Source organism: Pseudomonas sp. KH_027 (genome assembly GCF_057838565.1).
This window is the reverse complement of record NZ_CM174470.1, coordinates 2,757,897-2,781,189: the sequence shown is the minus strand read 5'-3', so window position 1 is coordinate 2,781,189 and position 23,293 is coordinate 2,757,897. Positions and strand designations below refer to the sequence as shown.

Annotated in this window: 18 protein-coding genes; 14 read left to right on the top strand and 4 right to left on the bottom strand. The window is 62.2% G+C overall.

All coding sequences use genetic code 11. The features are described 5' to 3' along the window. Positions 1 to 41: 41 nt before the first annotated feature. From AC3IYG_RS13065 to AC3IYG_RS13040, 6 genes are all read left to right on the top strand, one after another. Positions 42 to 518: a PaaI family thioesterase gene (locus AC3IYG_RS13065; RefSeq protein ID WP_489309011.1), complete on the top strand. Its 477-nt coding sequence runs from the start codon at positions 42 to 44 to the stop codon at positions 516 to 518. Beyond that, complete coding sequence (locus AC3IYG_RS13060; protein ID WP_489309009.1) at positions 515 to 961, top strand: PaaI family thioesterase; 447 nt, start codon at positions 515 to 517, stop codon at positions 959 to 961. The genes AC3IYG_RS13065 and AC3IYG_RS13060 overlap by 4 nt, the downstream gene beginning before the upstream one ends. 50 nt (positions 962 to 1,011) lie before the next feature. After that, a complete protein-coding gene (locus AC3IYG_RS13055) occupies positions 1,012 to 2,256 on the top strand; it encodes an MFS transporter (protein ID WP_489309007.1) in 1,245 nt (414 codons plus the stop codon). A gap of 110 nt (positions 2,257 to 2,366) precedes the next feature. Further along, complete coding sequence (locus tag AC3IYG_RS13050) at positions 2,367 to 3,335, top strand: class I SAM-dependent methyltransferase (RefSeq protein ID WP_489309005.1); 969 nt, start codon at positions 2,367 to 2,369, stop codon at positions 3,333 to 3,335. Between the two features lie 298 nt (positions 3,336 to 3,633). Then, the gene (gene htpG, locus AC3IYG_RS13045; protein WP_489309003.1) at positions 3,634 to 5,544 is read left to right on the top strand and encodes a molecular chaperone HtpG; all 1,911 of its coding nucleotides are present in this window, start codon (positions 3,634 to 3,636) and stop codon (positions 5,542 to 5,544) included. 105 nt (positions 5,545 to 5,649) lie between these two features. Then, a complete protein-coding gene (locus AC3IYG_RS13040) occupies positions 5,650 to 6,429 on the top strand; it encodes a dienelactone hydrolase family protein (RefSeq protein ID WP_489309001.1) in 780 nt (259 codons plus the stop codon). Positions 6,430 to 6,521: 92 nt separating this feature from the next. On the opposite strand, the gene AC3IYG_RS13035 is transcribed toward AC3IYG_RS13040, so the two are convergent. Both AC3IYG_RS13035 and AC3IYG_RS13030 read right to left on the bottom strand, forming a co-directional pair. After that, positions 6,522 to 7,385, bottom strand: coding sequence for a pirin family protein (locus AC3IYG_RS13035; protein WP_489308999.1), 864 nt, complete (start codon positions 7,383 to 7,385; stop codon positions 6,522 to 6,524). A 75-nt stretch (positions 7,386 to 7,460) separates the two neighbouring features. Next, entirely contained in the window at positions 7,461 to 7,880 is a 420-nt protein-coding gene (locus tag AC3IYG_RS13030; RefSeq protein WP_489308997.1) for an OsmC family protein, read from the bottom strand. A gap of 156 nt (positions 7,881 to 8,036) precedes the next feature. Between AC3IYG_RS13030 and AC3IYG_RS13025 the strand changes: the two genes are divergently transcribed. The 8 genes from AC3IYG_RS13025 (at position 8,037) to AC3IYG_RS12990 (ending at position 21,214) form a co-directional block, all read left to right on the top strand. Continuing rightward, the gene (locus AC3IYG_RS13025; RefSeq protein WP_489313908.1) at positions 8,037 to 9,035 is read left to right on the top strand and encodes an amidohydrolase family protein; all 999 of its coding nucleotides are present in this window, start codon (positions 8,037 to 8,039) and stop codon (positions 9,033 to 9,035) included. A 70-nt stretch (positions 9,036 to 9,105) separates the two neighbouring features. Beyond that, positions 9,106 to 9,570 (top strand): DUF3859 domain-containing protein, encoded by a 465-nt coding sequence (locus tag AC3IYG_RS13020; RefSeq protein ID WP_489308995.1) that lies wholly within the window; start codon positions 9,106 to 9,108, stop codon positions 9,568 to 9,570. Between the two features lie 791 nt (positions 9,571 to 10,361). Continuing rightward, positions 10,362 to 12,725, top strand: a complete 2,364-nt coding sequence (locus AC3IYG_RS13015) for a DNA polymerase II (RefSeq protein ID WP_489313907.1) — start codon at positions 10,362 to 10,364, stop codon at positions 12,723 to 12,725. A gap of 425 nt (positions 12,726 to 13,150) precedes the next feature. Beyond that, on the top strand, positions 13,151 to 15,109 hold the full coding sequence (locus AC3IYG_RS13010; protein WP_489308993.1) for a DUF1302 domain-containing protein: 1,959 nt from the start codon (positions 13,151 to 13,153) through the stop codon (positions 15,107 to 15,109). 30 nt (positions 15,110 to 15,139) lie between these two features. Then, a complete protein-coding gene (locus tag AC3IYG_RS13005) occupies positions 15,140 to 16,510 on the top strand; it encodes a DUF1329 domain-containing protein (protein ID WP_489308991.1) in 1,371 nt (456 codons plus the stop codon). A 146-nt stretch (positions 16,511 to 16,656) separates the two neighbouring features. Further along, positions 16,657 to 17,379, top strand: coding sequence for a response regulator (locus tag AC3IYG_RS13000; protein WP_489308989.1), 723 nt, complete (start codon positions 16,657 to 16,659; stop codon positions 17,377 to 17,379). A gap of 126 nt (positions 17,380 to 17,505) precedes the next feature. After that, the gene (locus AC3IYG_RS12995; RefSeq protein WP_489308987.1) at positions 17,506 to 20,325 is read left to right on the top strand and encodes a PAS domain S-box protein; all 2,820 of its coding nucleotides are present in this window, start codon (positions 17,506 to 17,508) and stop codon (positions 20,323 to 20,325) included. A 133-nt stretch (positions 20,326 to 20,458) separates the two neighbouring features. After that, positions 20,459 to 21,214, top strand: coding sequence for a methanethiol S-methyltransferase (locus AC3IYG_RS12990; protein WP_489308985.1), 756 nt, complete (start codon positions 20,459 to 20,461; stop codon positions 21,212 to 21,214). Positions 21,215 to 21,289: 75 nt separating this feature from the next. On the opposite strand, the gene fabB is transcribed toward AC3IYG_RS12990, so the two are convergent. Continuing rightward, a complete protein-coding gene (gene fabB, locus AC3IYG_RS12985) occupies positions 21,290 to 22,510 on the bottom strand; it encodes a beta-ketoacyl-ACP synthase I (RefSeq protein WP_489308983.1) in 1,221 nt (406 codons plus the stop codon). Positions 22,511 to 22,521: 11 nt separating this feature from the next. Beyond that, complete coding sequence (gene fabA, locus AC3IYG_RS12980) at positions 22,522 to 23,037, bottom strand: 3-hydroxyacyl-[acyl-carrier-protein] dehydratase FabA (protein WP_489308981.1); 516 nt, start codon at positions 23,035 to 23,037, stop codon at positions 22,522 to 22,524. Positions 23,038 to 23,293: the final 256 nt, after the last annotated feature.

The window sequence follows — 23,293 nt, the reverse complement described above, 5'->3', positions numbered from 1 at the left end:
ACTATGCGCGCCTTTCGTGTTGGCGAGACGGGATTCGATCAATGAGCGATAAGCTGATTCTAGAGCAGGCACAGCGTTTTCTAATGGCGCTGCGCCATTGTCAGGTGCTGGGCCTGAGCGTACAGGCCGCCGACAGCCGTAGCCTGACACTGCGTTTACCCTACAGCACGCAGATTATTGGTAACCCGGAGACCGGCGTAATTCATGGCGGTGCCATTACCACGCTGATGGACACCACCTGCGGTATTTCCACGCTCTGTGTGTTGCCGGAGTTCGAGGTCTGCCCGACCCTCGATCTGCGCATCGACTACATGCACCCGGCTGAGCCGCACAAGGATGTCTATGGGGTCGCCGAATGCTACCGGGTGACGCCCACTATCATCTTCACCCGCGGTTATGCCTACCAGGACGACCCCGAACAGCCGATCGCCCATGTGGTCGGCACCTTTATGCGCATGGGCAAGGGCGCGGCGGGCGGCAAGGCGTTCAAGCAGGGTATTGAAGGCGGTGCCGCATGAGCAGCCTCGACCTCAACCAATGGGTGCGCGAGGCGCATGAGAAGAACGACTACGATGGGCTGCTGAGCCTGATTCCCTATGCCAGGTTGCTCGGTATCGAGTGTTTGCGGCTGGGCGATGACATGGTCTTTCGGCTACCGGCGAACAAGGACAACATCGGCAATCCGCTGCTGCCCGCGCTGCATGGCGGGGTGATCGCCGGCTTCATGGAGCACAGCGCCATGCTGCATTTGCTGATGTTCATGGGCGTCCCACATTTGCCGAAAATCATCGACTTCTCGATAGATTACCTGCGCGCCGGCAATTATCGTGACACCTATGCCAAATGCCAGGTCTGGCGCCAAGGCCGTCGCGTTGCCAACGTGGCGATTACGGCCTGGCAGACCACCCAGGCCGAGCCGATCGCCACCGCCCGCGCGCATTTCAAAGTCGATGGCGTTTGACGTACGCGGGGAGCCGAGGCTGAGCGCGGTTCAAGAATAAGGAATTCTGCATGGATGGGTTGTTGATTCTCGGCGGCTTGCTGTTGATCCTGGTCGGCCTGGTCTGGCTGGTGATGCTGGCCTTCGGTACCAGCCTGCTCTGGGGCTTGGGCAGCCTGTTGCCGCCGTTGACCCTGGTGTATGCGTTGCGTTACTGGCGTACCGCGCGCAAGGCGGTGGTGCTGAGTGCGCTGGGCTTCATTCCCCTGGTGGTCGGTTTGAGCTTGCTGGCCAGCCACGATGCGCAGCGGCTGGAAGCCATTCTCAGCCTGAACTGGCTCAAGCCCGAGGTGCAGGCGCCCGCCGAATTGGCCATTCACTTGCGCGGCGAGTTGAATGGCCAGCCGTTCGCCCCGCAGCAAGGCGAGTTGATCGACGGCGTTTTGAGCCTGCGCGAGGGGCAAGATTTTTTCGCCCGCCGTGAAATCAGCATCCGCCTGCCGCAACCGGTCAAGGGCGCCATGCGGGTGGATGTGCTGCCGCAGGATCGCGGTTCGTTGCCGGACGTGCAGGTCAGCTGGTTGTTGCCCGAGCAGGAACTCCCCGAGGCGCGCCGCCTGACCCACGGCTACACCCTGCACCTGAATCTGCAGCCGCTGGCTCCGAACAAGCTGGTGGGCGACTTCCACCTGGTCCTGCCGCCGCAGTTCAAAACCACCCTGAGTGGCAAGGTCGAGTTGTTCAGTGATCGCTTGCGCTATGTCGATGGCAGAGTCGATACCCGCTACGACTCGCGCGACACCCTGACCTATGTGGTCGATGACTACCTGCAACGGCGCTTTGCCACGCGCCTGGTGCAACTGGCCAGCTTGCCAGCCGTGACGTTACCCGCCACCAGCCTGGAGCTGGAAGTCGATGCACGGATCAATGGCAAACCCGAGCATCTGCCGTTGCAATTGAAAAAAAGCCAGTCACAGGGCTGGGTCGTGCAAGGGGATCGTTTTCCACCCTTGGCGACCAAGGCCGCGGCTGCGGTTGGCGGCCAGCAGGCCAGCGTACCTGTCGCGGAGCAGACCAGTCGTCCCGTTGACCGGCGTGTGCGCTTTACCCTGCAACGCCTGCAAGGCAACCCCAGCCGCTATCAAAGCTTGAAGATGCGCATCGTGACCGAACGCGGTAGCACGGTCGAAGGTCGTTTCACGGGCATCAACCCGGACGGTCGTCTGGCCATCCGGCGCAGCCTGAGCGGGCAGGGCGAGGCCAGCTTTAGCGTACGACCGGAAGAGATCAGTCGTATCGAACTGCTCGAACCCTGATTCGGGCGGCGGCGTGGGCTTGATCGTGCGCGCAGGGGGCCCCCTGCGGGCATCCGAGCGGGCCACCCTGGCTGTTAAACTGCGGCACAACGAATAACCGATAAAGAGCCATGAACGCAGACGCCATTGCCACCTTGCATCAGCATTTGATCGCCGAATTAAGCACTGCACCTGGCGACACGCGTCGTCTGTTTCACGGCAGGGGCCGACGCTGGCCGGGTCTTGAAGACATCACCGTCGACTGGTTGCAAGGCGTGCTGCTGGTCGCGGTATTCCGGGAGCCGAATGAGTCCGAACGGGTCGCCCTGACGCACATGTTGCTGGCATTGACCCACTCGCCTGAATGGCAGCGAGCCCAGGCGCATACGCTGTTGCTGCAACACCGTTACCTCCACGACAGCACCGTGCAATGGCTGCTGGGGGAGCCGGTTGATGAGTGGCTAATCAGCGAGGACGGCCTGCGGTTCAAATTGGATTTGGGCAAGAAACAGAATACGGGTTTGTTCTTGGATATGCGCTACGGCCGCCGTTGGGTGCAGGCCAGGGCCCAGGGCAAACGCGTGCTCAATCTATTCGCCTACACCTGCGGTTTCTCGGTTGCTGCGATTGCCGGTGGCGCCGAGCATGTGGTGAATCTGGACATGTCCAAGGCGGCCTTAAGCCGTGGGCGGGACAATCACCGGCTGAATCAGCATGACCTGAGCCGAGTAAGTTTCTTAGGCCATGAGTTGTTCAAATCCTGGAGCAAAGTAAAAAAATATGGCCCCTATGACCTGATCATCATCGACCCGCCCTCTTTCCAGAAGGGCAGCTTCGTACTGACTCAGGATTATCAAAAAGTCCTGCGCCGTCTGCCTGATCTGCTCACCGCCCAAGGTGAGGTGCTGGCCTGCACGAATGACCCGGCCATAGGCCCTGGCTTTTTAATTGACGGCGTAGCCAGTGAGGCGCCGAGCCTGCGCTTCGAGCAACGGCTGGAAAACCCGCCGGAGTTCGCCGACATCCATCCTGACGGCGGGTTGAAAGCCTTGGTGTTCACGCAAAAACACAGCCTCGGCGCAAACGCCCAGTCCGGCTGAAAAGGGGCTGATACATCTCTGCACCCGACCGTCCTCTTCGTCAGGTACGGAGCCGTTCGGTCGGTTCGCGCAGGTGCTCTCGCCTGCCCAAAGGTTGGCCGGCGGAGTCCGCGCAGCGGGCCAAAAGCCCTGGTTATCCCTGGTCAATGCACACTCCGAGCCGGGCTCCAGCCGCGCCGGCTCGATGCGCGGTAGATCATGAACAAGCGCTAAGCACTTGAAATCGCTTTCGTTGCCCCCATCTGCATGACATCCGCCGCAATTGCGGTTTATGCCATCTGAGTGGAGTTAGACGACCATGAGTGTGGAAACTCAAAAAGAAACCCTGGGCTTCCAGACCGAGGTGAAGCAACTGCTTCACCTGATGATCCATTCGCTGTATTCCAACAAGGAAATCTTCCTTCGCGAATTGATCTCCAACGCCTCCGATGCGGCTGACAAGCTGCGCTTCGAAGCACTGGCCAAGCCGGATCTGCTGGAAGGCGGCGACCCGCTGAAAATCCGTGTCAGCTTCGATAAAGACGCCAACACCGTCACCCTCGAAGACAACGGCATCGGCATGAGCCGCGAAGATGCGATCACGCACCTGGGCACCATCGCCAAGTCCGGCACCGCCGACTTCATGAAGCAGCTGTCGGGCGACGAGAAGAAAGACTCGCACCTTATCGGTCAATTCGGCGTGGGCTTCTATTCCGCCTTTATCGTTGCCGACCAGGTTGAAGTGTTCAGCCGCCGCGCCGGTCAACCGGCCAGCGAAGGCGTGCATTGGGTCTCCAAAGGCGAGGGCGAGTTTGAAATCGCCACGGTCGAGAAGGTCGAGCGCGGTACCCGCATCGTTCTGCACCTGAAAAGTGCCGAGAGCGAGTTCGCCGATGGCTGGCGTCTGCGCAACATCATCAAGAAATACTCCGACCACATCGCCTTGCCGATCGAATTGCCGAAAGAGCAGCATGGCGAAGAAGCATCGGCGCCCTCCGAAACTGAAGTCGAGTGGGAAACCGTCAACCGCGCCAGCGCGCTGTGGACCCGCCCGCGTACCGAGGTCAAGGACGAGGAATACCAGGAGTTCTATAAACACGTCGCCCACGATTTCGAGAACCCGCTGAGCTGGAGCCACAACAAGGTCGAAGGCAAGCTGGAATACACCTCGCTGTTGTACGTGCCGGGCCGTGCGCCATTCGACATGTACCAGCGTGAAGCGCCGAAGGGTCTGAAGCTCTACGTGCAGCGCGTGTTCGTCATGGACCAGGCCGACGAATTCCTGCCGTTGTACCTGCGCTTCGTCAAAGGCGTGGTCGACTCCAACGACCTGTCGCTGAACGTCTCGCGGGAAATCCTGCAGAAAGATCCGATCATCGACTCGATGAAGTCGGCGCTGACCAAGCGCGTACTCGACATGCTGGAAAAGCTGGCGAAGAACGAGCCTGAGCAATACAAGGGCTTCTGGAAAAACTTCGGCCAGGTGATCAAGGAAGGCCCGGCGGAAGACTTCGCCAACAAGGAGAAGATCGCCGGCCTGCTGCGTTTCGCCTCCACCAGCGACGACAGCGGCGAGCAGAGCGTCGCGCTGGCCGACTACCTCGCACGGGTCAAAGAAGGGCAGGACAAGGTCTACTTCCTCACCGGCGAAAGCTATGCCCAGGTGAAAAACAGCCCGCACCTGGAAGTCTTCCGCAAGAAAGGCATCGAAGTGCTGCTGCTCACCGACCGTATCGACGAGTGGCTGATGAGCTACCTCACCGAGTTCGACGGCAAGCAGTTCGTCGATGTCGCCCGTGGCGATCTGGATCTGGGCAAGCTGGATTCGGAAGAAGACAAGAAAACCCAGGAAGCGGCGGCCAAGGCCAAAGAAGGCTTGGTCGAGCGCCTGAAAACGGCGCTGGGCAGCCAGGTCAGCGAAGTGCGGGTTTCCCATCGCCTGACCGACTCGCCGGCGATTCTGGCCATCGGCGAACAGGACCTCGGCCTGCAGATGCGCCAGATCCTCGAAGCCAGTGGGCAGAAAGTGCCGGAATCGAAGCCGATCTTCGAGTTCAACCCGGCGCACCCGCTGATCGAAAAACTGGATGGCGAGCAGAGTGAAGAGCGTTTCGGCGACCTGTCGCACATCCTCTTCGACCAGGCCGCCCTGGCGGCTGGCGACAGCCTGAAAGACCCGGCAGCCTACGTGCGCCGGTTGAACAAGCTGTTGGTGGAACTCTCCGTCTGACACGCGCCGTAAACAAAGAAAGCCCGCTGAATGCGGGCTTTTTTTTGGCTGTTCGTTGCGTGGGTCTATTGTTGAAAGGCTGTTCACTCAAGAGGAGTCAGGTCGATGAAAAAATCACTCATACCCCTGGCATTGGCGGGCCTGGTCGGGCTGGCCGAGGCTTCCGTGGTGACCAAGGTGGTGCCTTATGAGATCGACGGCGAAGCCTTCGAAGGCATGCTGATCTACGACGATGCGGTAACAAGCCCGCGTCCGGGGCTGCTGATGGTGCCCGACTGGCTCGGTGTGACCGAGGAATCGGCCAAGTTGGCTGCTCGCGCGGCGGGCAGCAAGTACGTGGTGTTCATGGCGGACATGTATGGCAAGGCGGTGCGCCCGTCCAACCCGGATGAGGCGAAAGCCGCAGCCACCCTGGTGCGTGGGGATCGGACGATGATGCGCAAGCGCGCCCAGGCCGCGGTTCAGGTGCTAAAGACCCAGGTGCCGCAGGTCGATGCCGGCAAACTCGCGGCGATCGGCTTTTGCTTCGGTGGCGGCTCGGTGTTGGAACTGGCCCGTTCGGGTGCGCCGCTGAAGGGTTTCGTGTCGTTCCATGGCAACCTGGATACGCCGAACCCGGCGGATGCGCAGAACATCAAGGCGCCTGTGCTGGTGTTGCATGGCGCGGACGACCCGGCGGTGCCACCCGCGCAGGTCGAGGGTTTCGTCGCCGAGATGAAGGCGGCGAAAACCGATTGGCAATTGGTCAGCTATGGCGGGGCGGTGCATTCCTTTACCAACCCGGCCGCCAATGTGCCGGGCCGCAACCAGTACCACCCGTTGGTGGCGACTCGTGCCTTCAAGGCCATGAACGATCTGTTCGATGAGGTGCTCGCCGCGCCGTAGTGGCATGCGAGGCGGGAAGGCCGATCACATCAGCCGATGTGGTCGGCAATCGTTGCCAACGCCATATTGCCGTCGACCGGGAGCGGATCGTCTCAACGCGGTAATTCGATGCGCTCGCTTTCTCCCGGCACTCTGGGCCAATCGCCTTGGGCCCAGCGTTCGCAGGCCTGGTCGATCAGCGCCGGGTCGCTGGCGACGAAATTCCAGTTCATCCGCCGGGTGCCATCGATAGCGGCGCCGCCGATCAGGATCGCCTGGCAGTCGCTGTCGGCGATCAGGGTGAAACTTTCACCTTCCGGCAGCACGAGCATGGTGTGCGCCTGCAGGCTGTGATCGTCCAGCAGGGCTTCGCCGCTCAGCAGATACAGCGCCCGCTGTGGATGCTCGGCGGGGATGAACAGGGTTGCGCCGGTGCTGAGTCGCACGTCGGCCAGCAGCGTCGGCGTGGGCACCGGCACGGGCGATTTCAGGCAAAAGCCTTCACCGGCAACCAGGCGGATCCGTACGCCGAGCGCTTCGCTGACCGGCAGGCTGGCGGCACTGTGGTGGCTATAACTGGGGGCGCAGCTTTCCAGCTCACGCGGCAGTGCCAGCCACAGTTGCAAACCGTGCAGGCGTGAACCACTGGCCAGCAGCTCGGCCGGGGTGCGCTCGACATGGGCCACGCCGCTCCCCGCGGTCATCCAGCTCACGTCACCGGCCTGCACCCGCTGATCCGAGCCGAGGCTGTCCTTGTGCAGCAACTCGCCTTCGAACAGGTAGCTGAGGGTGGACAGGCCGATATGCGGGTGCTGGCGGATATTCATGCCGTTACCCGGGGCAAAGGTGTTGGCCAGGATATGGTCGAAGAACACGAAGGGCCCAACGCTGCGGCACTGGGCCGAGGGCAGGGGCCGCAGAATCGGCTGACCTTCGACGTCTTCCGGGCGGGAGCGGATCAGGATAAGGCTGGACATGGTGGACGCTCGCAACGGGCTATAAGGCCAGCATAACCGCTGTCTGGGCTGAGTGGGTTCAGGCGATGGAGTGATTCAATCCGCCGGCACATCGTGCTTCAAGCTGGTCGCGATCGTCACTTCGACGCGGGTCATCAGTTTGTGCAGCGGGCATTTATCGGCAATCGCCAGCAGCTTGGCGCGTTGCTCATCGCTCAATTCGCCGTGCAGGGTGAGCTGCACGTTCAGGCCGTAGAAGCCTTCCTTTTCCTTGCTGTCGTCACGGCTGACTTCCACGCTGATGCCGCTCAGCGGGATGTTACGGCCGCGTGCGTACTGCGTGACGGTGAGTGCCTTGCAGGCGCCGAGGGCGGCATCGAAAAGGTCATGGGGTTCCGGCGCCGACCCTTCGCCGCCGTGGGCCGCGGGTATGTCGGTGAACAACTCGTGGAGCCCATTGACCTCGATGGCGTGGCGATAACCGGTGCTGGAGAGGGTGTTGACGGTAATGCTCATGGCAAGCCTCGCTGACGGTGGCCAAAGTGTCCTAAGGGTATAGAGCATTTACGCGCCTGAGCCCCTCAATCGCAGTGAACCCGGTCGCGTTGCCGGCGGTCTATCCTGCTCAGACTGTCAGGGAGATAGCCCGTGTCATTGACTCGCTCAAGCTGCATGTTACTGCTGGCGCTGGCCAGCATGGCCGTACAGGCGCGCGATTACCGCTATACCGATGGGCACTTGCACTACGTCGATTTTTTCCAGGAAAGCGAAGGCATGGGCAAGCTGCTCGAAGCCATGGATGCCAACGCCATCGATCATGTGCTGATTTCCGGGATTCCGGTGGCGAAGAAGTGGCACGAAGACGAACCCAAACGCCCGCGTTATTACGCCGGTGACGACGCCGCCGCGTATTGGTACAGCGCCACCGATGTGTTCGTCGCCGCGGCGTTGAACGAACTTCCCGGCGAGCAGCGTCGGCGCTTTCATCCGTTTCTCTCGGGTTTCAACCCGGTGGACAAGAACTCCGATGCGCATATCCGCCGCATGCTCGAACTCAACCCTGGGTTGTGGCAGGGCATCGGCGAGGTCTTCACCCGCCACGATGACCTGACCGCGCTGACCTCCGGCGACACCCCGCGCGCCAACAACGAGGCGATGACGCGCATCTATCACCTGGCGGCCGAATACGACCTGCCGGTGATGATCCACTCCAATATCACCTCCAAACGCGAAAAGAACCCGCTCTACCTGGCGGAAATCGAAGAGCCGCTGCGCAACCATCCCCACGTGCGCTTTGTTTGGGCCCATGCCGGCAGCAGCATGGAGTTGCATCGGCATCAGAGCAAACTCGACTTCCTGCTGCCGACCCTCGAACGCCTGCTCGATGACTACCCGAACCTGTATATCGACCTGTCCTGGAGCGTGCTGCAGCCTTACCTGCTCGATGCCCAGGGCAAGCCGGAGGCTGCCTGGGTGAAGCTGGTCGAGCGTTTCCCCGAGCGCTTCATGCTCGGTTCCGATGTGGTGGGACGCTTCGATAGCCTGGGTGAATTGATCCACGCTTTCGATCCCTTCCTCGATGCCCTGCCTGCGGCTGTAGCGAAGCGGGTGGCCCGCGATAACTTCCTGGCCATCCTGCCGCGCGAGGTGAAGGCTGCCGCTGCGCCCTAGAATGCGCAGTTGTCATCAGCCTGTCATGCCAGCGTCATAGGCTCGCGCTATCCAAAATAAGGAGCGCGATATGCAATACACCCGTTCGAGTGCGCTGGCGGCGCTGATGCTGTTTGCCGGTATGGCCAATGCCGAGGTGCATGTTGAAGGGCCGGTCGAATACGGCATCTTCGAGAGCCAGGCGCAGGACCTGCAGCCTGGCGAGCGTGTGCTGACACGCAGTAACCAACGGATCAAAACCACCGACGCGATCCCCGCCAAACTCGGGACCAAGTTCGGCATGCGCTACAGCCTGGTCGGCAAGCAGGTGGACGACACGCCGCTGACCCTGCTGTATTTCACCCCCGGCATGCAGTCGCCGGACGGCAAGCGCCACGACAAATTCGAAGTGGTGCAGAAACTGGTGGTCGGCGCACCGCAAGACGTGATGGCGTTCGAGTTCACCGAATACCATGAAATCGTGCCGGGCGAGTGGCGCTTCATGGTGTTCCAGGGTGACCGCCTGTTGGCCGAGCAGCGCTTCGACGTGCGTTGATCGCCGCGCTGTTCAACAAAGCCCGAGCCGAAGTGCTCGGGCTTTTTTATGGCGGTCTCGTTGACGAGTGTTGCTAGCGGTTCAGGGCTAGCCGGAAGGCACGCTGGCGGCTGATCTGAAAACGCGGGTGAACCCAGTGGGCCAACGTGCGACGGCCCGCCATCCGCAGAGCCTTTTTTGAGCACGTCCCTGACGTGATAGGGCGAACCAGGGCCAGGTCGGTCAGCAACTGCTCAAGTCGTGAGTTTCGTGCTGGAGTTGTTCTATTACGGGCCCAAAGCTCACGGCCCGTGATTCTGCCACGCTGCTTCAGTAAATCCTGCGAGCCCTGATCCACGGGCGTGCATATGCCCTGGCGGGTCTGTCGATTGCGCGTGTAGCGCGGCTCCGTTTCGGGGCGTCGCGTTTTTTTTGCATGAAGCAGGCGCTGCCTGATGATGAAGACTCCGTCCGGCTTCGAGCTGGGCTAGGGCTATGACGGCCGGTGGTGGACTGGGACCCGTAGACACCGTTCGAAAGCACCGTGGCCAGTCACTGGCGTCGGCTGCAAATGAGGACGCCGAGCTTGGATAAGCGCTGTTCTGGCGCGCCATGCTGGGCGCTCGTTGCGGATCAAGGTGTGCCATGGGGGGATTCTCGCAGCGCTGGTTTCGAGCCTAATCAGGTACTGCGTGAGCAATACCTGCCGCAGCCCTCACAGGCCGCCTGCAGCGCCTTGCCAGCGAATAACCCCGACCCTGGGCGATGACACGTAGAATCGCGCCATGAAACAGGTTCTTGAGGTTGCAGCGGTGGATCTACAGCAGGGTTTCGTCCTGACCCGGCATTGGCGCGATACACCCGCCGGCACGGAAGTCGAGTTCTGGCTGGCGACTGACGACGGTCCTCGGCATATCCGCCTGCCTTACCAGCCCTCGGTGGCTTTCATTCCTGCCGAACAGTGCGGGCAGGCCGAGTCGCTGCTGCATGGTGAGCGCGATGTCGAGCTTCGCCCGTTGGGCCTGTGCGATTTTCACCATCGGCCCGTACTCGGCCTGTATTGCCGGCAGCACCGGCAGTTGATGCGCCTCGAAAAGCTGTTGAGGAAGGCCGGTGTCGATGTCTACGAGGCCGATATCCGTCCGCCGGAACGCTACCTGATGGAGCGCTTCATTACCGCGCCGGTGTGCTTCGCTGGCACGCCGGACGGCAGCGGCATGCTGCTTGATGCGCAGATGAAGCCTGCACCGGACTATCGTCCTCGATTGAAGCTGGTCTCCCTCGATATCGAAACCACCGCGCAGGGCGAGCTTTATTCCATCGCGCTCGAAGGCTGTGGCGAGCGCCAGGTCTACATGCTCGGGCCGGCGAACGGCAAGGACGATGCGCTCGACTTCCGGCTCGACTACTGCGAGACCCGGACGCAACTGCTTGAGAAGCTAAACCAGTGGCTGGCCCGGCATGACCCCGATGCGATCATCGGCTGGAACCTCGTGCAGTTCGACCTGCGTGTGTTGCACGAGCATGCTCAGCGCTTGAAGGTGCCGTTGCAGCTCGGGCGCGGCGGCGACGTGATGGGCTGGCGCGAGCATGGCAGCCGTAACAACCACTACTTCGCGGCCGCAGCCGGGCGCCTGATCATCGACGGCATCGAAGCGCTGCGCTCGGCGACCTGGAGCTTTGCGTCGTTCAGCCTCGAAAACGTCGCGCAGGCGCTGCTCGGCGAAGGCAAGGCCATCGACAATCCGTACCAGCGCATGGACGCAATCGACCGCATGTTCGCCGAGGACAAGCCGGCGCTGGCGCGCTACAACCTCAAGGACTGCGAGCTGGTGACGCGGATCTTCGCCAAGACCGAGCTGCTGACATTCCTGCTGGAACGCGCCACTGTCACAGGCCAGCCTAGCGACCGCAGCGGCGGCTCGGTTGCGGCCTTTTCGCACCTCTACATACCGCAGATGCATCGCCAGGGTTTTGTCGCTCCGAATCTTGGGGAGCGGCCGCCGGAGGCCAGCCCCGGTGGTTTCGTGATGGACTCGCGGCCCGGGCTGTACGAGTCCGTGCTGGTGCTCGACTACAAGAGCCTGTATCCGTCGATCATCCGCACCTTTCTGATCGATCCGCTGGGGCTGGTGGAGGGCATGCGCCAGCCCGGCGACCGCGAGTCGGTGCCGGGTTTTCGCGGGGCGCGCTTCTCGCGGACCCGGCATTGCCTGCCGGCCATCGTGGCCCGGGTCTCGCAAGGCCGTGAAGCCGCCAAGCGCGAGCACAACCAGCCGCTCTCGCAGGCGCTGAAGATCATCATGAACGCCTTCTACGGTGTGCTGGGTTCCAGCGGCTGCCGCTTCTTCGACCCACGCCTGGCATCCTCCATCACGTTGCGCGGCCACCAGATCATGCGCAAGACCCGCGAGCTGATCGAGGCCGAAGGTCATGCCGTGATCTACGGTGACACCGACTCCACCTTCGTCTGGCTCGGGCGCACCCATACGGAGGAGGACGCGGCGCGTATCGGGCGGGCGTTGGTGCAGCACGTCAACCAGTGGTGGTGTGAGCACCTGCTCAGTGAGTTCGGCTTGGAGAGCGCGCTGGAACTGCAGTTCGAGACGCACTTCAGTCGCTTCCTGATGCCGACCATCCGCGGTGCCGAGGAGGGCAGCAAGAAGCGCTACGCCGGGCTGGTCACGCGTGCGGACGGGAGCGCCGAGATGGTGTTCAAGGGGCTGGAAACGGTACGTAGCGACTGGTCGCCACTGGCCCGACAGTTCCAGCAGGAGCTCTACCTACTCATCTTCAACCGGCAACCGCACTCGGACTGTGTGCGCGACTACGTGCGCCGGACGCTGGCGGGCGAACTCGATGAGCTGCTGATCTACCGCAAGCGTCTGCGCCGCCGGTTGGACGACTACCAGCGCAATGTCCCGCCGCATGTACGCGCGGCGCGCATCGCCGACGACTACAACGATCGGCAGGGCCGGCCGCGTCAGTACCAGAGCGGCGGCTGGATCAGTTACGTGATGACGCTCGCAGGTCCCGAACCGCTGGAAACGCAGCGCGCGGCGATCGACTATGACCACTACGTCACGCGCCAACTGCAGCCAGTGGCGGACGCCATCCTGCCATTCGTGCACGACGACTTCACCACGCTGGTGGGTGGTCAGCTCGGCCTGTTCTGAACCTGCCCATTATTGCGCATCCTGCTGGGGGGCTGCCTGAATCGGCCCATGGTTTTGTAGACGGTTGGCATGTCCGCTTGGACTACCCGCGGAGCATAGACATCCCCGGCCTAGGCTTGCGCTGAGGTCGCTGCGTGGGCCTGGTTTCGCTGCAATTTTCCGATCCGGTAATTTTTTAGTGGCCTGTTGGCAGCGGGGCAACACTTTGTTACTTTGCATGCACTAACGTACCAACTTCGCATTTCAAGTTCTTGAGCGCAGCGGCAGCCGATAGAGCGCAACTGGAGATGGGGGAGTTTCTGCGCGATTGCGGGAGGGGGCCGGTAAGCCGGGCAAGCTATCGCGATCAGCAGCCGAGAGACGAATAACAACAGGACGGCCGCAAGCGCCGACCGAATAATCTTGGCCGTATAGGAGCGTTGTCGATGAAGATCCAAGCGTGCGTTTCCAAGCTGAGGTATCGACCCTGGCAAGCGGGGGCGGTGCTGGGCTTGTTGCCCTTGCTGGTTGCCGGTTCGGTGCAGGCGGCGGAGTTCAGCTTCGCCGATAACCAGGTCAGCGGCTCGTTGGACACCACCTTGTCCTATGGCTCGATGTGGCGGGTGCAAGGGCGGGACAAGAACAACATCACCGATATCAACGCCGACGACGGCAACCGCAACTTCGATACCGGCCTGGTTTCCGAGGTCTACAAAGCCACCTCGGACCTTTCGGCGAAGTACCAGAACTATGGCCTGTTCGTGCGCGGCACCGCGTATTACGACACGCAGATCATGGATAAGCGCAACGACTACTACGACACCACCGGTGGCGTGGAGCGGCCGAGCCAATCCTTCCCGCAGGATGACCATTTCACCGAAGACACCCGCCACAATGCCGGGCGCACGGCCGAGCTGCTGGATGCCTACCTGTATGGCAACTGGGATATCTACGAGCAGCCCCTGAGTGCCAAGGTCGGGCGGCAGGTGTTCAACTGGGGCGAGGGCGTGTTCTACCGTGGCGGGGTGAATACCACCAACCCGGTGGACGCCGCCAAGTTCCACTTGCCGGGCTCCGAGCTGAAAGAAGTGCTGGTGCCGGTGGAGGCGTTCAGCTTCAACCTGGGGCTGACCGACAACCTGTCGGTAGAGGCCTTCTATCAGTGGAAGTGGGAAGAGACGCGGCTGGACCCGGTCGGCACCTATTTCGCTGAAACCGATCTGTTCGCCGAGGGTGGCAATACGGCCTATACCACCGAGCCGGCGCTCGCCGAGTTGCTCGCGGCCTATCCGGTCGCTGCGGCCTTTGGCTTGGTCGGTAACGGCCCCTTCGGTCCGAACGCTTACCTGAACCCCACTACCGGCACCTTCAAGGTGGCCAATGTCGGCCCGGATATCGAAGCCCGTGACGACGGTCAGTTCGGTCTGGCCTTGCGCTATATCGCCGAGGAGTTGAACTCCACCGAGTTTGGCGCCTATTTCGTCAACTACCACGCCAAGGAGCCGCAGATCGCGGTCGATCTGCGCAGCTACCAAGGGGTCGATCTGGCCACGCTGGGGGCGGTAGCGGCGCTATTGGGGGCGTCGGGAGCGGAGTTCGGCCTGGCTACCCTGGATATGGCCGGCAACGCCCAGGCCCGCCGCGACTATGTCGAAGACATTCGCATGTACGGTTTCAGCTTCAACACCACGCTCGGCGATGCCTCGGTCTCCGGCGAGATCGCCTACCGGCCGAACGCGCCGATCAGCATTGCCGCCACCGATGATCTGCTGGGCGATCTGCTGATTCAGGGGGTGACCGGACTGAGTCCCAATTTGTATGACGGCAACGTGGCGGCTGACCAGGCCTGCGCACCGCTGGCCGGCAAGCAACTGTGTCGCGGCAGCCTGTTCGAGAACTATGAGCGCGCCGAGACCTACAACATCTCACTGTCGACCATCTACAACTTCGGCCCGCTGCTGAGTTTCGACTCGGTGTTCGGCGTCGCCGAACTGGCCTCCCAGCACATTCGTGGCAGCAGCCTGAAATACACGGCCTTCGATGGTAGCGAGCGCAAGTTCGTCAGCACCACGGACAAGGCTTATGTCGACCCCGAGAACGGCGATTCCGACCAGATCAGCCGTGACAGCTATGGCTACACCTTGCTGCTTTCCGGCAGTTGGAACGATGTCTACGCTGGGGTGAAATTGTCGCCTTATGTGGTTTTCCAGGATGACTTCAAAGGCAACTCGGACCGCACCGGTAACTTTATCGAGGGCCGCAAGGCGCACACCCTGGGTCTCGATGCCAGCTACCTGAATAGCTTCGAAGTAGGCATGCAGTACACCGAGTACTACGGCGCGGGGCAGAACAACTCCCTGCGTGACCGCGACAACCTGTCGTTGACCGCCAAGTACTCGTTCTAAAGCCCGCGATCGATCATGGAGAACCGCAGCATGTCGAAGAAAAACCCATTGCTCGTCGCCACTATCGTCCTCGCCCTGGGGGCGACGGACAGCCTGGCGTCGGTCCCGGCGCAGCAAGCCGCCAGCCTGAAAACCAGCCTGACGCCGTTGGGCGCGGAGAAGGCCGGCAACGCCGCCGGCAGCATTCCCGCCTGGAGCGGTGGCATGACCCAGGCGCCGGCCGGCTACAAGGGCTCGGGGCAGCATCATCCGGACCCGTTCGCCGCCGATCTGCCGTTGTTCACCATCAACAAGGTCAACCTGGAGCAGCACAAGGCCAACCTGACGGCGGGGCAAATTGCGCTGTTCAACTCCTATCCCGACAGCTTCCAGATGCCGATCTACCCGAGCCATCGCACGGGTTCGGCGCCGCAATGGATCTATGACAACACCTTCAACAACGCCACCAGCGCCAAGTTGCTCGATGGCGGCAACGGTTTTGCCGATGCCTATGGCGGCATCCCGTTTCCAATTCCGCAGAGCGGCGTCGAGGCGGTGTGGAACCATATCGTCCGTTATCGCGGCACCTATGTGGTTCGTCGCTCGGCCGAGGCCGGGGTGCAGCGCAATGGCGCCTATTCCCTGGTCACCTCCCAGGACGAAGCCCTGTTCCGTTTCTACAACCCCAAGAGCAGCTACGGGCAGTTGAACAACACGCTGTTCTACTACATGACCTTCACCACCGCCCCGGCACGCCTGGCGGGCAATGGCGCGCTGGTGCAAGAGATGCTCGATCAGGTCAAGGAACCGCGCCAGGCCTGGGGCTACAATCCCGGCCAGCGCCGCGTGCGGCGGGCGCCGACCCTGGCCTATGACACGCCGATCGAGTCCTCGGACGGCCTGCGCACCGCCGACGATACCGACATGTACAACGGCGCGCCGGATCGCTACGACTGGACGCTGCTCGGCAAGAAAGAGCTCTACATCCCCTACAACAACTACCGGATCACCAGCCCCGAGGTGAAGTACGAAGACCTGCTCACGCCCGGGCATGTGAACCCCAAATACACCCGCTATGAGCTGCATCGCGTGTGGGTGGTGGAGGGCAAGTTGAAGGCCGGTGCGCGGCATATCTATTCCAAACGCACCCTGTTCCTCGATGAAGACAGCTGGGGCGCCGCGGTGGTCGATCAGTACGACGGGCGCGGTGATCTGTGGCGGGTGTCGATGGCCTACCTGAAGAGCTTCTACGAACTGCCGACGGTCTGGACCGCGCTGGATACCTTCCACGACCTGCAGGCGCGGCGTTACAGCGTGCAATGGCTGGACAACGAAGAGCCCGGCACCGCCGACTTCAGCAAGGCCTCGCCGGACGAAGCCAACTTCAGCCCTTCGGCCCTGCGGCGCAAAGCTTCGCGCTGATTCAACGGGTGATACGGACGGCGCCCAAGGGCGCCGTTTTCGTTGCTGCACACTGCAGCCGACAGTTGGCTACGACCAGCAGCACGGCGCATGATGCTCGGCCAGCTATGCTGTTGACGTTGTCGATGACGACTCGAGGTTTACGCATGAGCGAGAGCATTCAGGTGCTGGTGGTGGATGACGAGCCCGAGGTGCGGCAACTGCTGGAAGACTACCTCGGCGCCCAGGGCTACGCCGTGCAGAGCGTGGGCAGCAGCGCAGAGCTGCGGCAAAGGCTGGAGAGCCAGCTGCCGGATGTGGTGCTGCTGGATGTCGGCCTGCCGGGTGAGGATGGCCTCAGCCTGGCGCGTTTCCTGCGGGAACGGCACGACCTGCCGGTGATCATGATCTCGGGCGCGGGCAGCCCGCTGGATCGGATCATCGGTCTGGAGGTCGGAGCCGACGACTACCTGACCAAGCCCTTCGATCCACGCGAGCTATTGGCGCGTTTGAAAACCGTGTTGCGGCGCTATCAGCGTGCCCCGCCAACGCCGTCGGAGGTGCCCAAGAGCGAGCGCTGCGTGCAGCTGGGGCGCTATCAGCTGGATCTGGACAGTCATCAATTGCTCGATGAAAAGGGCACGGAAATCGGCCTGACCGCCATGGAGTTCGATCTGTTGCAGGCGTTCGCCCAGCGTCCGAACCGACCGCTGTCCCGCGATCAATTGCTCAACCTGACCCAGAATCGCGACTGGAACCCTTTCGATCGCTCCATCGATATTCGCATCGCCCGGCTGCGGCGCAAACTGGAAGCCGATCCGGACAAACCGCAGATCATCCGCACCGTGCGCGGAGTCGGCTACATGTGCGTGCCGGGGCCGCGCGTCTGACTCGGGCCCGGGTTCGACGGGGGGTGGCTGAATGTTTCAATTGTTTCAGCCTGGTTGTTTGGCGGCTTGAGCCGTGCCTGCCGACTCTATACTCGGCAGGTAAGCCCCTGAAGCGGAGCCGCGCGCATGAGCCAACCATTGCCAAGCCCGATTGTCGCCTTCGCGGGTGCCGGCGCCATCGCGACTGAGCACCAGTTGCGGCAGATCATCGATAACAGCAATGCGGTGATCTATGTGAAGGATCTGCAGGGCCGTTATTGCTTGGTCAACCGCGCTTTTGAAAGTCTCTTCCAACTGCCCGGCACATACGTGTTGGGGCAGACCGACCATCAACTGTTCCCGCAAAATATTGCCGCCAGCCTGCGGGCCAATGACCTGAGTGTGGCGAACCTCGGCCAGTCGCGTGAATTCGAGGAGCAGCTGCAGGTCAACGACCGGGCCTCGATCTACCTGTCGAGCAAGTTCCCGCTGTTCGACGCCGAGGGTCGGGTCACTGCTGTGTGTGGCATTTCGACCGATATCAGCGATCGGAAAAAGGTCGAGGATGCCCTGCGCGATGTCGCGCTGGGGGTGTCGGCCGCCACCGGCACCGAGGTGTTCGAGGCCATTGCCCGTTATCTGGCGCGCGCGCTGCAGGCTGATTTTGCCTTTGTCAGCCGGGTCAGCGATGAAGGACCGCAGCGCTTGACCACATTGGCGGTGTACTACAACGGCAAACTCCACCACAACGACACCTATGAACTGGCGGGCACGCCTTGTCAGCAGGTGTTCAACCACGCCTTCCACTTCGTTGACAGTGGCCTGAGCGAACTCTACCCGGATGATCGGGTCATGAAGTCGTTCGGGATCGACAGTTATGCCGGTTATCCGCTATTCGCCAGCGATGGACGACCCTTGGGCCTGATCGCCGCCGGGCGTTGCAGCCCGTTGCAGGAAGACCGCAATCGGGTCGAGGCGGTGTTGCGGATCTTCTCGGTACGGGCCGCCGCCGAACTGCAGCGTCTGGACGCCGAAGCCAGTTATCGGGCGATTTTCGAGGCTTCGGAAGACGCTATTTTCGTCCTCGATTTGCACAGTGGCGCGCTGGTCGACGTCAATTCGCGGGCCTGCCAGGCCTATGGTTACAGCTATGAGGACATGCTCAGCTTGGGGGTGGACACCTTCAGCGCCGGCTACCCGCCGTACACCGAGGCCGATGCCGCCGGCTGGCTGGCGCGGGCCGGGGCCGGGGAGCCGCAACGCTTCGAGTGGCACCGGCGCAACCGCGATGGCGGTCTGCACTGGGATGAAGTGTTCCTGAAGCGGGCCACCATCGGCGGAATCGATCGAATTCTCGCCTTCACCCGCGAAATCACCCAGCGCAAGGAGGCCGAGCAAGCCCTGCGCGCCAGCGAACAGCTGTACCGCACCATCGTCAGCACGGCGCTGGATTGCATCATTGGCATGGACAGCCACGGGCGCATCACCACCTTCAACCCGGCGGCCGAGCAGTGCTTCGGTTACAGCCGGGAGCAGGCGCTGGGCCAGCCCTGGGCCGAGATGATGATCCCGGAACGTTTGCGCGAGACCTATAAAAAGGGGTTGGCCAGCCACTTGCTGGAGGGTGACGGGCCGCTATTCGGGCGGCGCGTCGAGCTCAGCGCACAGCGCGCCAACGGTGAGGAGTTTCCCGCGGAACTGGCGATTTCCATGGTGCAGGAAGCCGAGGGGGCGTGTTTTATCTGCTACCTGCGCGACATTACCGAGCGCAAGCAGGCCGAAGAACAGCGCGAGCGCCTGGAGCGGCAACTGCGGCAAGCGCAACGGATGGAAGCCATCGGCCACCTGACCGGGGGGATCGCCCACGACTTCAATAACCTGCTGACCAGCATGCTCGGCTATACGGTGATGGCCGAGGAGCATGCCGAGCGCCTCGGTGACGAGCGCCTGGGGCAATATCTGGTGCGGGTGCAGCGCTCGGCTGAAAAGGCCCGCGACCTGATCCAGCAGATGCTGACCTTCAGCCGCGGCAGCCGTGGTCTGCCGCAACCGGTGGAGCTGGATAGCCTGATCGGCGACTTCACCCGCCTGCTCGAATCGACCCTGCCGGCAACGGTGGAGATCGATACCCAGCTGAGCGAGGGGCTGCCACTGGTGCTGGTCGACCCGGTGCAGCTGGAACAGGTGCTGATGAACCTGTGCATCAACGCCCGCGATGCCATGGGCAGCGTCGGCCAGCTGCATATCGGTCTGCAGCGCCAGGCCTATCCGGGCGCCGTCTGCAGCTCCTGTCAGCAGGCTTTTGCTGGCGACTACCTGGTGCTTTCTGTGCGGGACAACGGGCCCGGCATCGACCCGGCGGTGCAGACGCGGATGTTCGAGCCGTTCTTCACCACCAAGGCGTTGGGCCAAGGCAGCGGCATGGGCTTGTCGATGGTGCATGGCATTGTCCATGAATATGGCGGGCACATACTGCTGCGCAGCGCGCCAGGGCAGGGCACTGGCTTCGAGGTGCTGATCCCGCCGGTGACCGGCACCAGCAGTTGCAGTGCCGAGCCTGCCAGGCTGCCGGAGCCGGAGACGGTTTTGCCGGCGCTGGGTGGGCGCGTGGTGGTGGTCGACGATGAGCCGCTGGTGGCCGAGTTCATGGCTGAGCGCTTGGCGCAGTGGGGCGTCGAGGTGCGGGTCTTTTCCGATCCGCAAGAGGCTTCGGCGCTGTTACTGGCCGATCCCTACAGTTGGGATTTCGTCATCCTCGACCAGAGCATGCCGCGTCTCACCGGCCTGCAACTGGCGCGGCGCCTGCTGGCCGCGCGGGCCGATATGCCGATTGCGCTCTACAGCGGTTTCAGCGACCAACTGACGGAGGCCGAGGTGCTTGCACTGGGGCTCAAGGCCTTGCTGCACAAGCCGCTGGACCAGGCGCGCCTGCATGCCCTGTTGCGCATGCATCTACCACCGGCCTGAGTCGACGTATACCAGCAACCAAACCGATACAAACTGTGCCTTGTCGGCCATCGTGCTGATACAGCGCCAGCGCAACCTGACCTCAACTGCAGAAAGCCTTGCAGATACTTATCACTGAGGCAGGACTACCACCATGAAACGCTTAGCGATCTTCCTCTATGGCATAGCCAGCTACGCAATCTTCTTCGTGACGTTCCTCTATGCCATCGGCTTTGTCGGCAACCTACCGCAGGTGCCGAACACTATCGACGGTTCGCCCGCAATGGCGTTCTGGGGCGCGCTGGTTATCGATGTACTGCTGCTGGCCATCTTCTTCTTGCAGCACAGTGGCATGGCGCGGCCGGCGTTCAAGCGCTGGTTGACCCGAGTCATTCCGCAGGCCGCCGAACGCAGCACCTATGTGCTGTTCTCCAGCCTGGCGCTGATCCTGCTGTTCAGCTTCTGGCAGCCATTGGGCGGGTCGATCTGGCAGGTGGACAACCATTCAGGACGCCTGGTGTTGGGCGCCGCCTTCGGTTTTGGCTGGGCGCTGTTGATCTACAGCAGCGTGCTGCTGGGGCACGCCGAGCTGTTCGGGCTGCGTCAGGTCAGCCGGCAACTGCTGGGTAAAGCCTATGAACCGCTGCCGCTGCAAGAGGCTGACGCGGTGCGTCATACGCTCTATGCCGGCTGGCTGCTGTGCTTCTGGGCGACCCCGAGCATGAGCGTGGCGCACATGCTGTTCGCCCTGCTGACCACCGTCTATGTGTTGAGCGTCATCTGGTTGGAGCGGCGCGAACTGCAGGCGACTCACCCCGAATATCGCCATTATCAGCAGCAGGCGCCGAAGCTGCAGCCGCGTTACGGCCGTCAGCCACAGCGGGATGCGAACGCTGGTGAACTGGCTTGAGGGCGAACAGGCGAAAGCCAGAAACGACAAGGGCGCCGAGTAGGCGCCCTTGTCGTATGCGGGAGTAGCTAGAGCTTACTTCCCGGCCCAGCGTTTCAGTACCAGGGTGGCGTTGGTGCCGCCGAAGCCGAAACTGTTGCTCATCACGTTGTTCAGCGTGACGTTTTCCTGGGTCTTGCGCACGATCGGCAGGTCGGCCACTTCCGGGTCCAGCTCTTCGATGTTGGCCGAGCCGGCGATGAAGTTGCCTTCCATCATCAGCATGCAGTAGATCGCTTCATGTACACCGGCGGCGCCCAACGAGTGACCGGACAGGCTCTTGGTCGAGCTGATCGGCGGCGCTTTGTCGCCGAACACGGCGCGTACGCCCTTGATCTCGGCAACGTCGCCGACCGGGGTGGAGGTGCCGTGGGTGTTCAGGTAGTCGATCGGGCCGTCAACGGTGGAGAGCGCCAGCTGCATGCAGCGGATCGCGCCTTCGCCGCTAGGGGCGACCATGTCGTAGCCATCGGACGTAGCGCCGTAGCCGACGATTTCCGCGTAGATCTTGGCGCCGCGCTTGAGCGCATGCTCCAGCTCCTCGACCACCACCATGCCGCCGCCGCCGGCGATGACGAAACCGTCACGCTTGGCATCGTAAGCCCGCGAGGCTTGTTCCGGGGTGTCGTTGTACTGGGTGGAGAGGGCGCCCATGGCGTCGAACAGGCAGCTCTGGCTCCAATGTTCTTCCTCACCGCCGCCGGCGAAAACCACGTCCTGCTTGCCCAGCTGGATCTGCTCCATGGCCTGGCCGATGCAATGTGCACTGGTGGCGCAAGCGGAAGAGATCGAGAAGTTCACGCCCTTGATCTGGAATGGCGTAGCCAGGCACGCCGATACCGTGCTGCCCATGGTGCGGGTCACGCGGTATGGGCCGATGCGCTTGACGCCTTTTTCGCGCAGGGTGTCGATGGCTTCCATCTGGTTGACGGTCGAGGCGCCACCGGAACCGGCGATCAGGCCGGTACGCGGGTTGGAGATATCTTCCGGGGCCAGCCCCGAGTCCTTGATTGCCTGTTCCATCGCCAGGTAGGCGTAGGCCGCGGCATCGCCCATGAAGCGGAACACCTTGCGGTCGATCAGCTCTTCGAGGTTCAGGTCGACCGAGCCGGACACATGGCTGCGCAGGCCCATTTCGGCATAGGACGGGTTGTTGCGGATACCGGCCCGACCAGCGCGCAGGTTGGCGGAGACGGTGTCTTTGTCATTGCCCAGGCAGGAAACGATGCCCAGACCGGTGATCACGACGCGACGCATGCGGATAACCCTTAAAAATTGTCAGTGGAAGTGAACAGGCCGACGCGCAAACCTTCGGCACTGTAGATCTCGCGACCATCGACGCTGACGGTGCCATCGGCAATGGCCAGGACCAGCGAGCGGTTGATGGTGCGTTTGATTTGAATGTTGTAAGTGATTTTCTTGGCCGTCGGAAGTACCTGGCCGAAGAATTTCACTTCGCCCGAACCCAGCGCACGGCCGCGCCCCGGATTGCCTTGCCAGCCGAGGTAGAAACCCACCAGCTGCCACATGGCGTCGAGGCCCAGGCAGCCCGGCATTACCGGGTCGCCTTCGAAGTGGCAGGCGAAGAACCACAGGTCCGGGTTGATATCGAGCTCGGCAACCAGCTCACCCTTGCCGTATTTGCCGCCAACCTCACTGATGTGAGTGATGCGATCGACCATCAGCATGTTAGGGGCGGGCAGTTGCGCATTACCCGGGCCGAATAGCTCGCCGCGACTGCAGCGCAGCAGGTCTTCCCGGGTAAAAGCGTTTTGTTTGGACATGCGAGCTCCTCAATATTCCCCGTGCGGCAGGGCTAAGCGAATCATCAAAGCTGGGCCGGCGCAAAGGGCGTCGTAGGCAGCGTATTCATAGACTGTTGCGTTGTGGTGAAAGTCACAGGGCACTGAGCACGGTTGTACACCAGGCCGCTGACGGTTGTCGCAGCAGTTCAGTGGCGGCGCATTGCAGCGGGCCGTTTAGCAGCACTTTAACACTCCCGGAGCCTATCGGGCTCAGCCGTCCGTAGCGAGAATATCG

Coding starts and splice junctions, on each gene's coding strand:
- AC3IYG_RS13000 (WP_489308989.1), top strand. CDS start 16,657: ATGAGCGAGAGCATTCAGGTGCTGGTGGTGGATGACGAGCCCGAGGTG.
- AC3IYG_RS13055 (WP_489309007.1), top strand. CDS start 1,012: ATGGATGGGTTGTTGATTCTCGGCGGCTTGCTGTTGATCCTGGTCGGC.
- AC3IYG_RS12990 (WP_489308985.1), top strand. CDS start 20,459: ATGAAACGCTTAGCGATCTTCCTCTATGGCATAGCCAGCTACGCAATC.
- AC3IYG_RS13035 (WP_489308999.1), bottom strand. CDS start 7,385: ATGTCCAGCCTTATCCTGATCCGCTCCCGCCCGGAAGACGTCGAAGGT.
- AC3IYG_RS13060 (WP_489309009.1), top strand. CDS start 515: ATGAGCAGCCTCGACCTCAACCAATGGGTGCGCGAGGCGCATGAGAAG.
- AC3IYG_RS13025 (WP_489313908.1), top strand. CDS start 8,037: ATGTTACTGCTGGCGCTGGCCAGCATGGCCGTACAGGCGCGCGATTAC.
- AC3IYG_RS12995 (WP_489308987.1), top strand. CDS start 17,506: ATGAGCCAACCATTGCCAAGCCCGATTGTCGCCTTCGCGGGTGCCGGC.
- AC3IYG_RS13050 (WP_489309005.1), top strand. CDS start 2,367: ATGAACGCAGACGCCATTGCCACCTTGCATCAGCATTTGATCGCCGAA.
- AC3IYG_RS13030 (WP_489308997.1), bottom strand. CDS start 7,880: ATGAGCATTACCGTCAACACCCTCTCCAGCACCGGTTATCGCCACGCC.
- AC3IYG_RS13040 (WP_489309001.1), top strand. CDS start 5,650: ATGAAAAAATCACTCATACCCCTGGCATTGGCGGGCCTGGTCGGGCTG.
- fabB (WP_489308983.1), bottom strand. CDS start 22,510: ATGCGTCGCGTCGTGATCACCGGTCTGGGCATCGTTTCCTGCCTGGGC.
- AC3IYG_RS13010 (WP_489308993.1), top strand. CDS start 13,151: ATGAAGATCCAAGCGTGCGTTTCCAAGCTGAGGTATCGACCCTGGCAA.
- fabA (WP_489308981.1), bottom strand. CDS start 23,037: ATGTCCAAACAAAACGCTTTTACCCGGGAAGACCTGCTGCGCTGCAGT.
- AC3IYG_RS13020 (WP_489308995.1), top strand. CDS start 9,106: ATGCAATACACCCGTTCGAGTGCGCTGGCGGCGCTGATGCTGTTTGCC.
- AC3IYG_RS13065 (WP_489309011.1), top strand. CDS start 42: ATGAGCGATAAGCTGATTCTAGAGCAGGCACAGCGTTTTCTAATGGCG.
- AC3IYG_RS13005 (WP_489308991.1), top strand. CDS start 15,140: ATGTCGAAGAAAAACCCATTGCTCGTCGCCACTATCGTCCTCGCCCTG.
- htpG (WP_489309003.1), top strand. CDS start 3,634: ATGAGTGTGGAAACTCAAAAAGAAACCCTGGGCTTCCAGACCGAGGTG.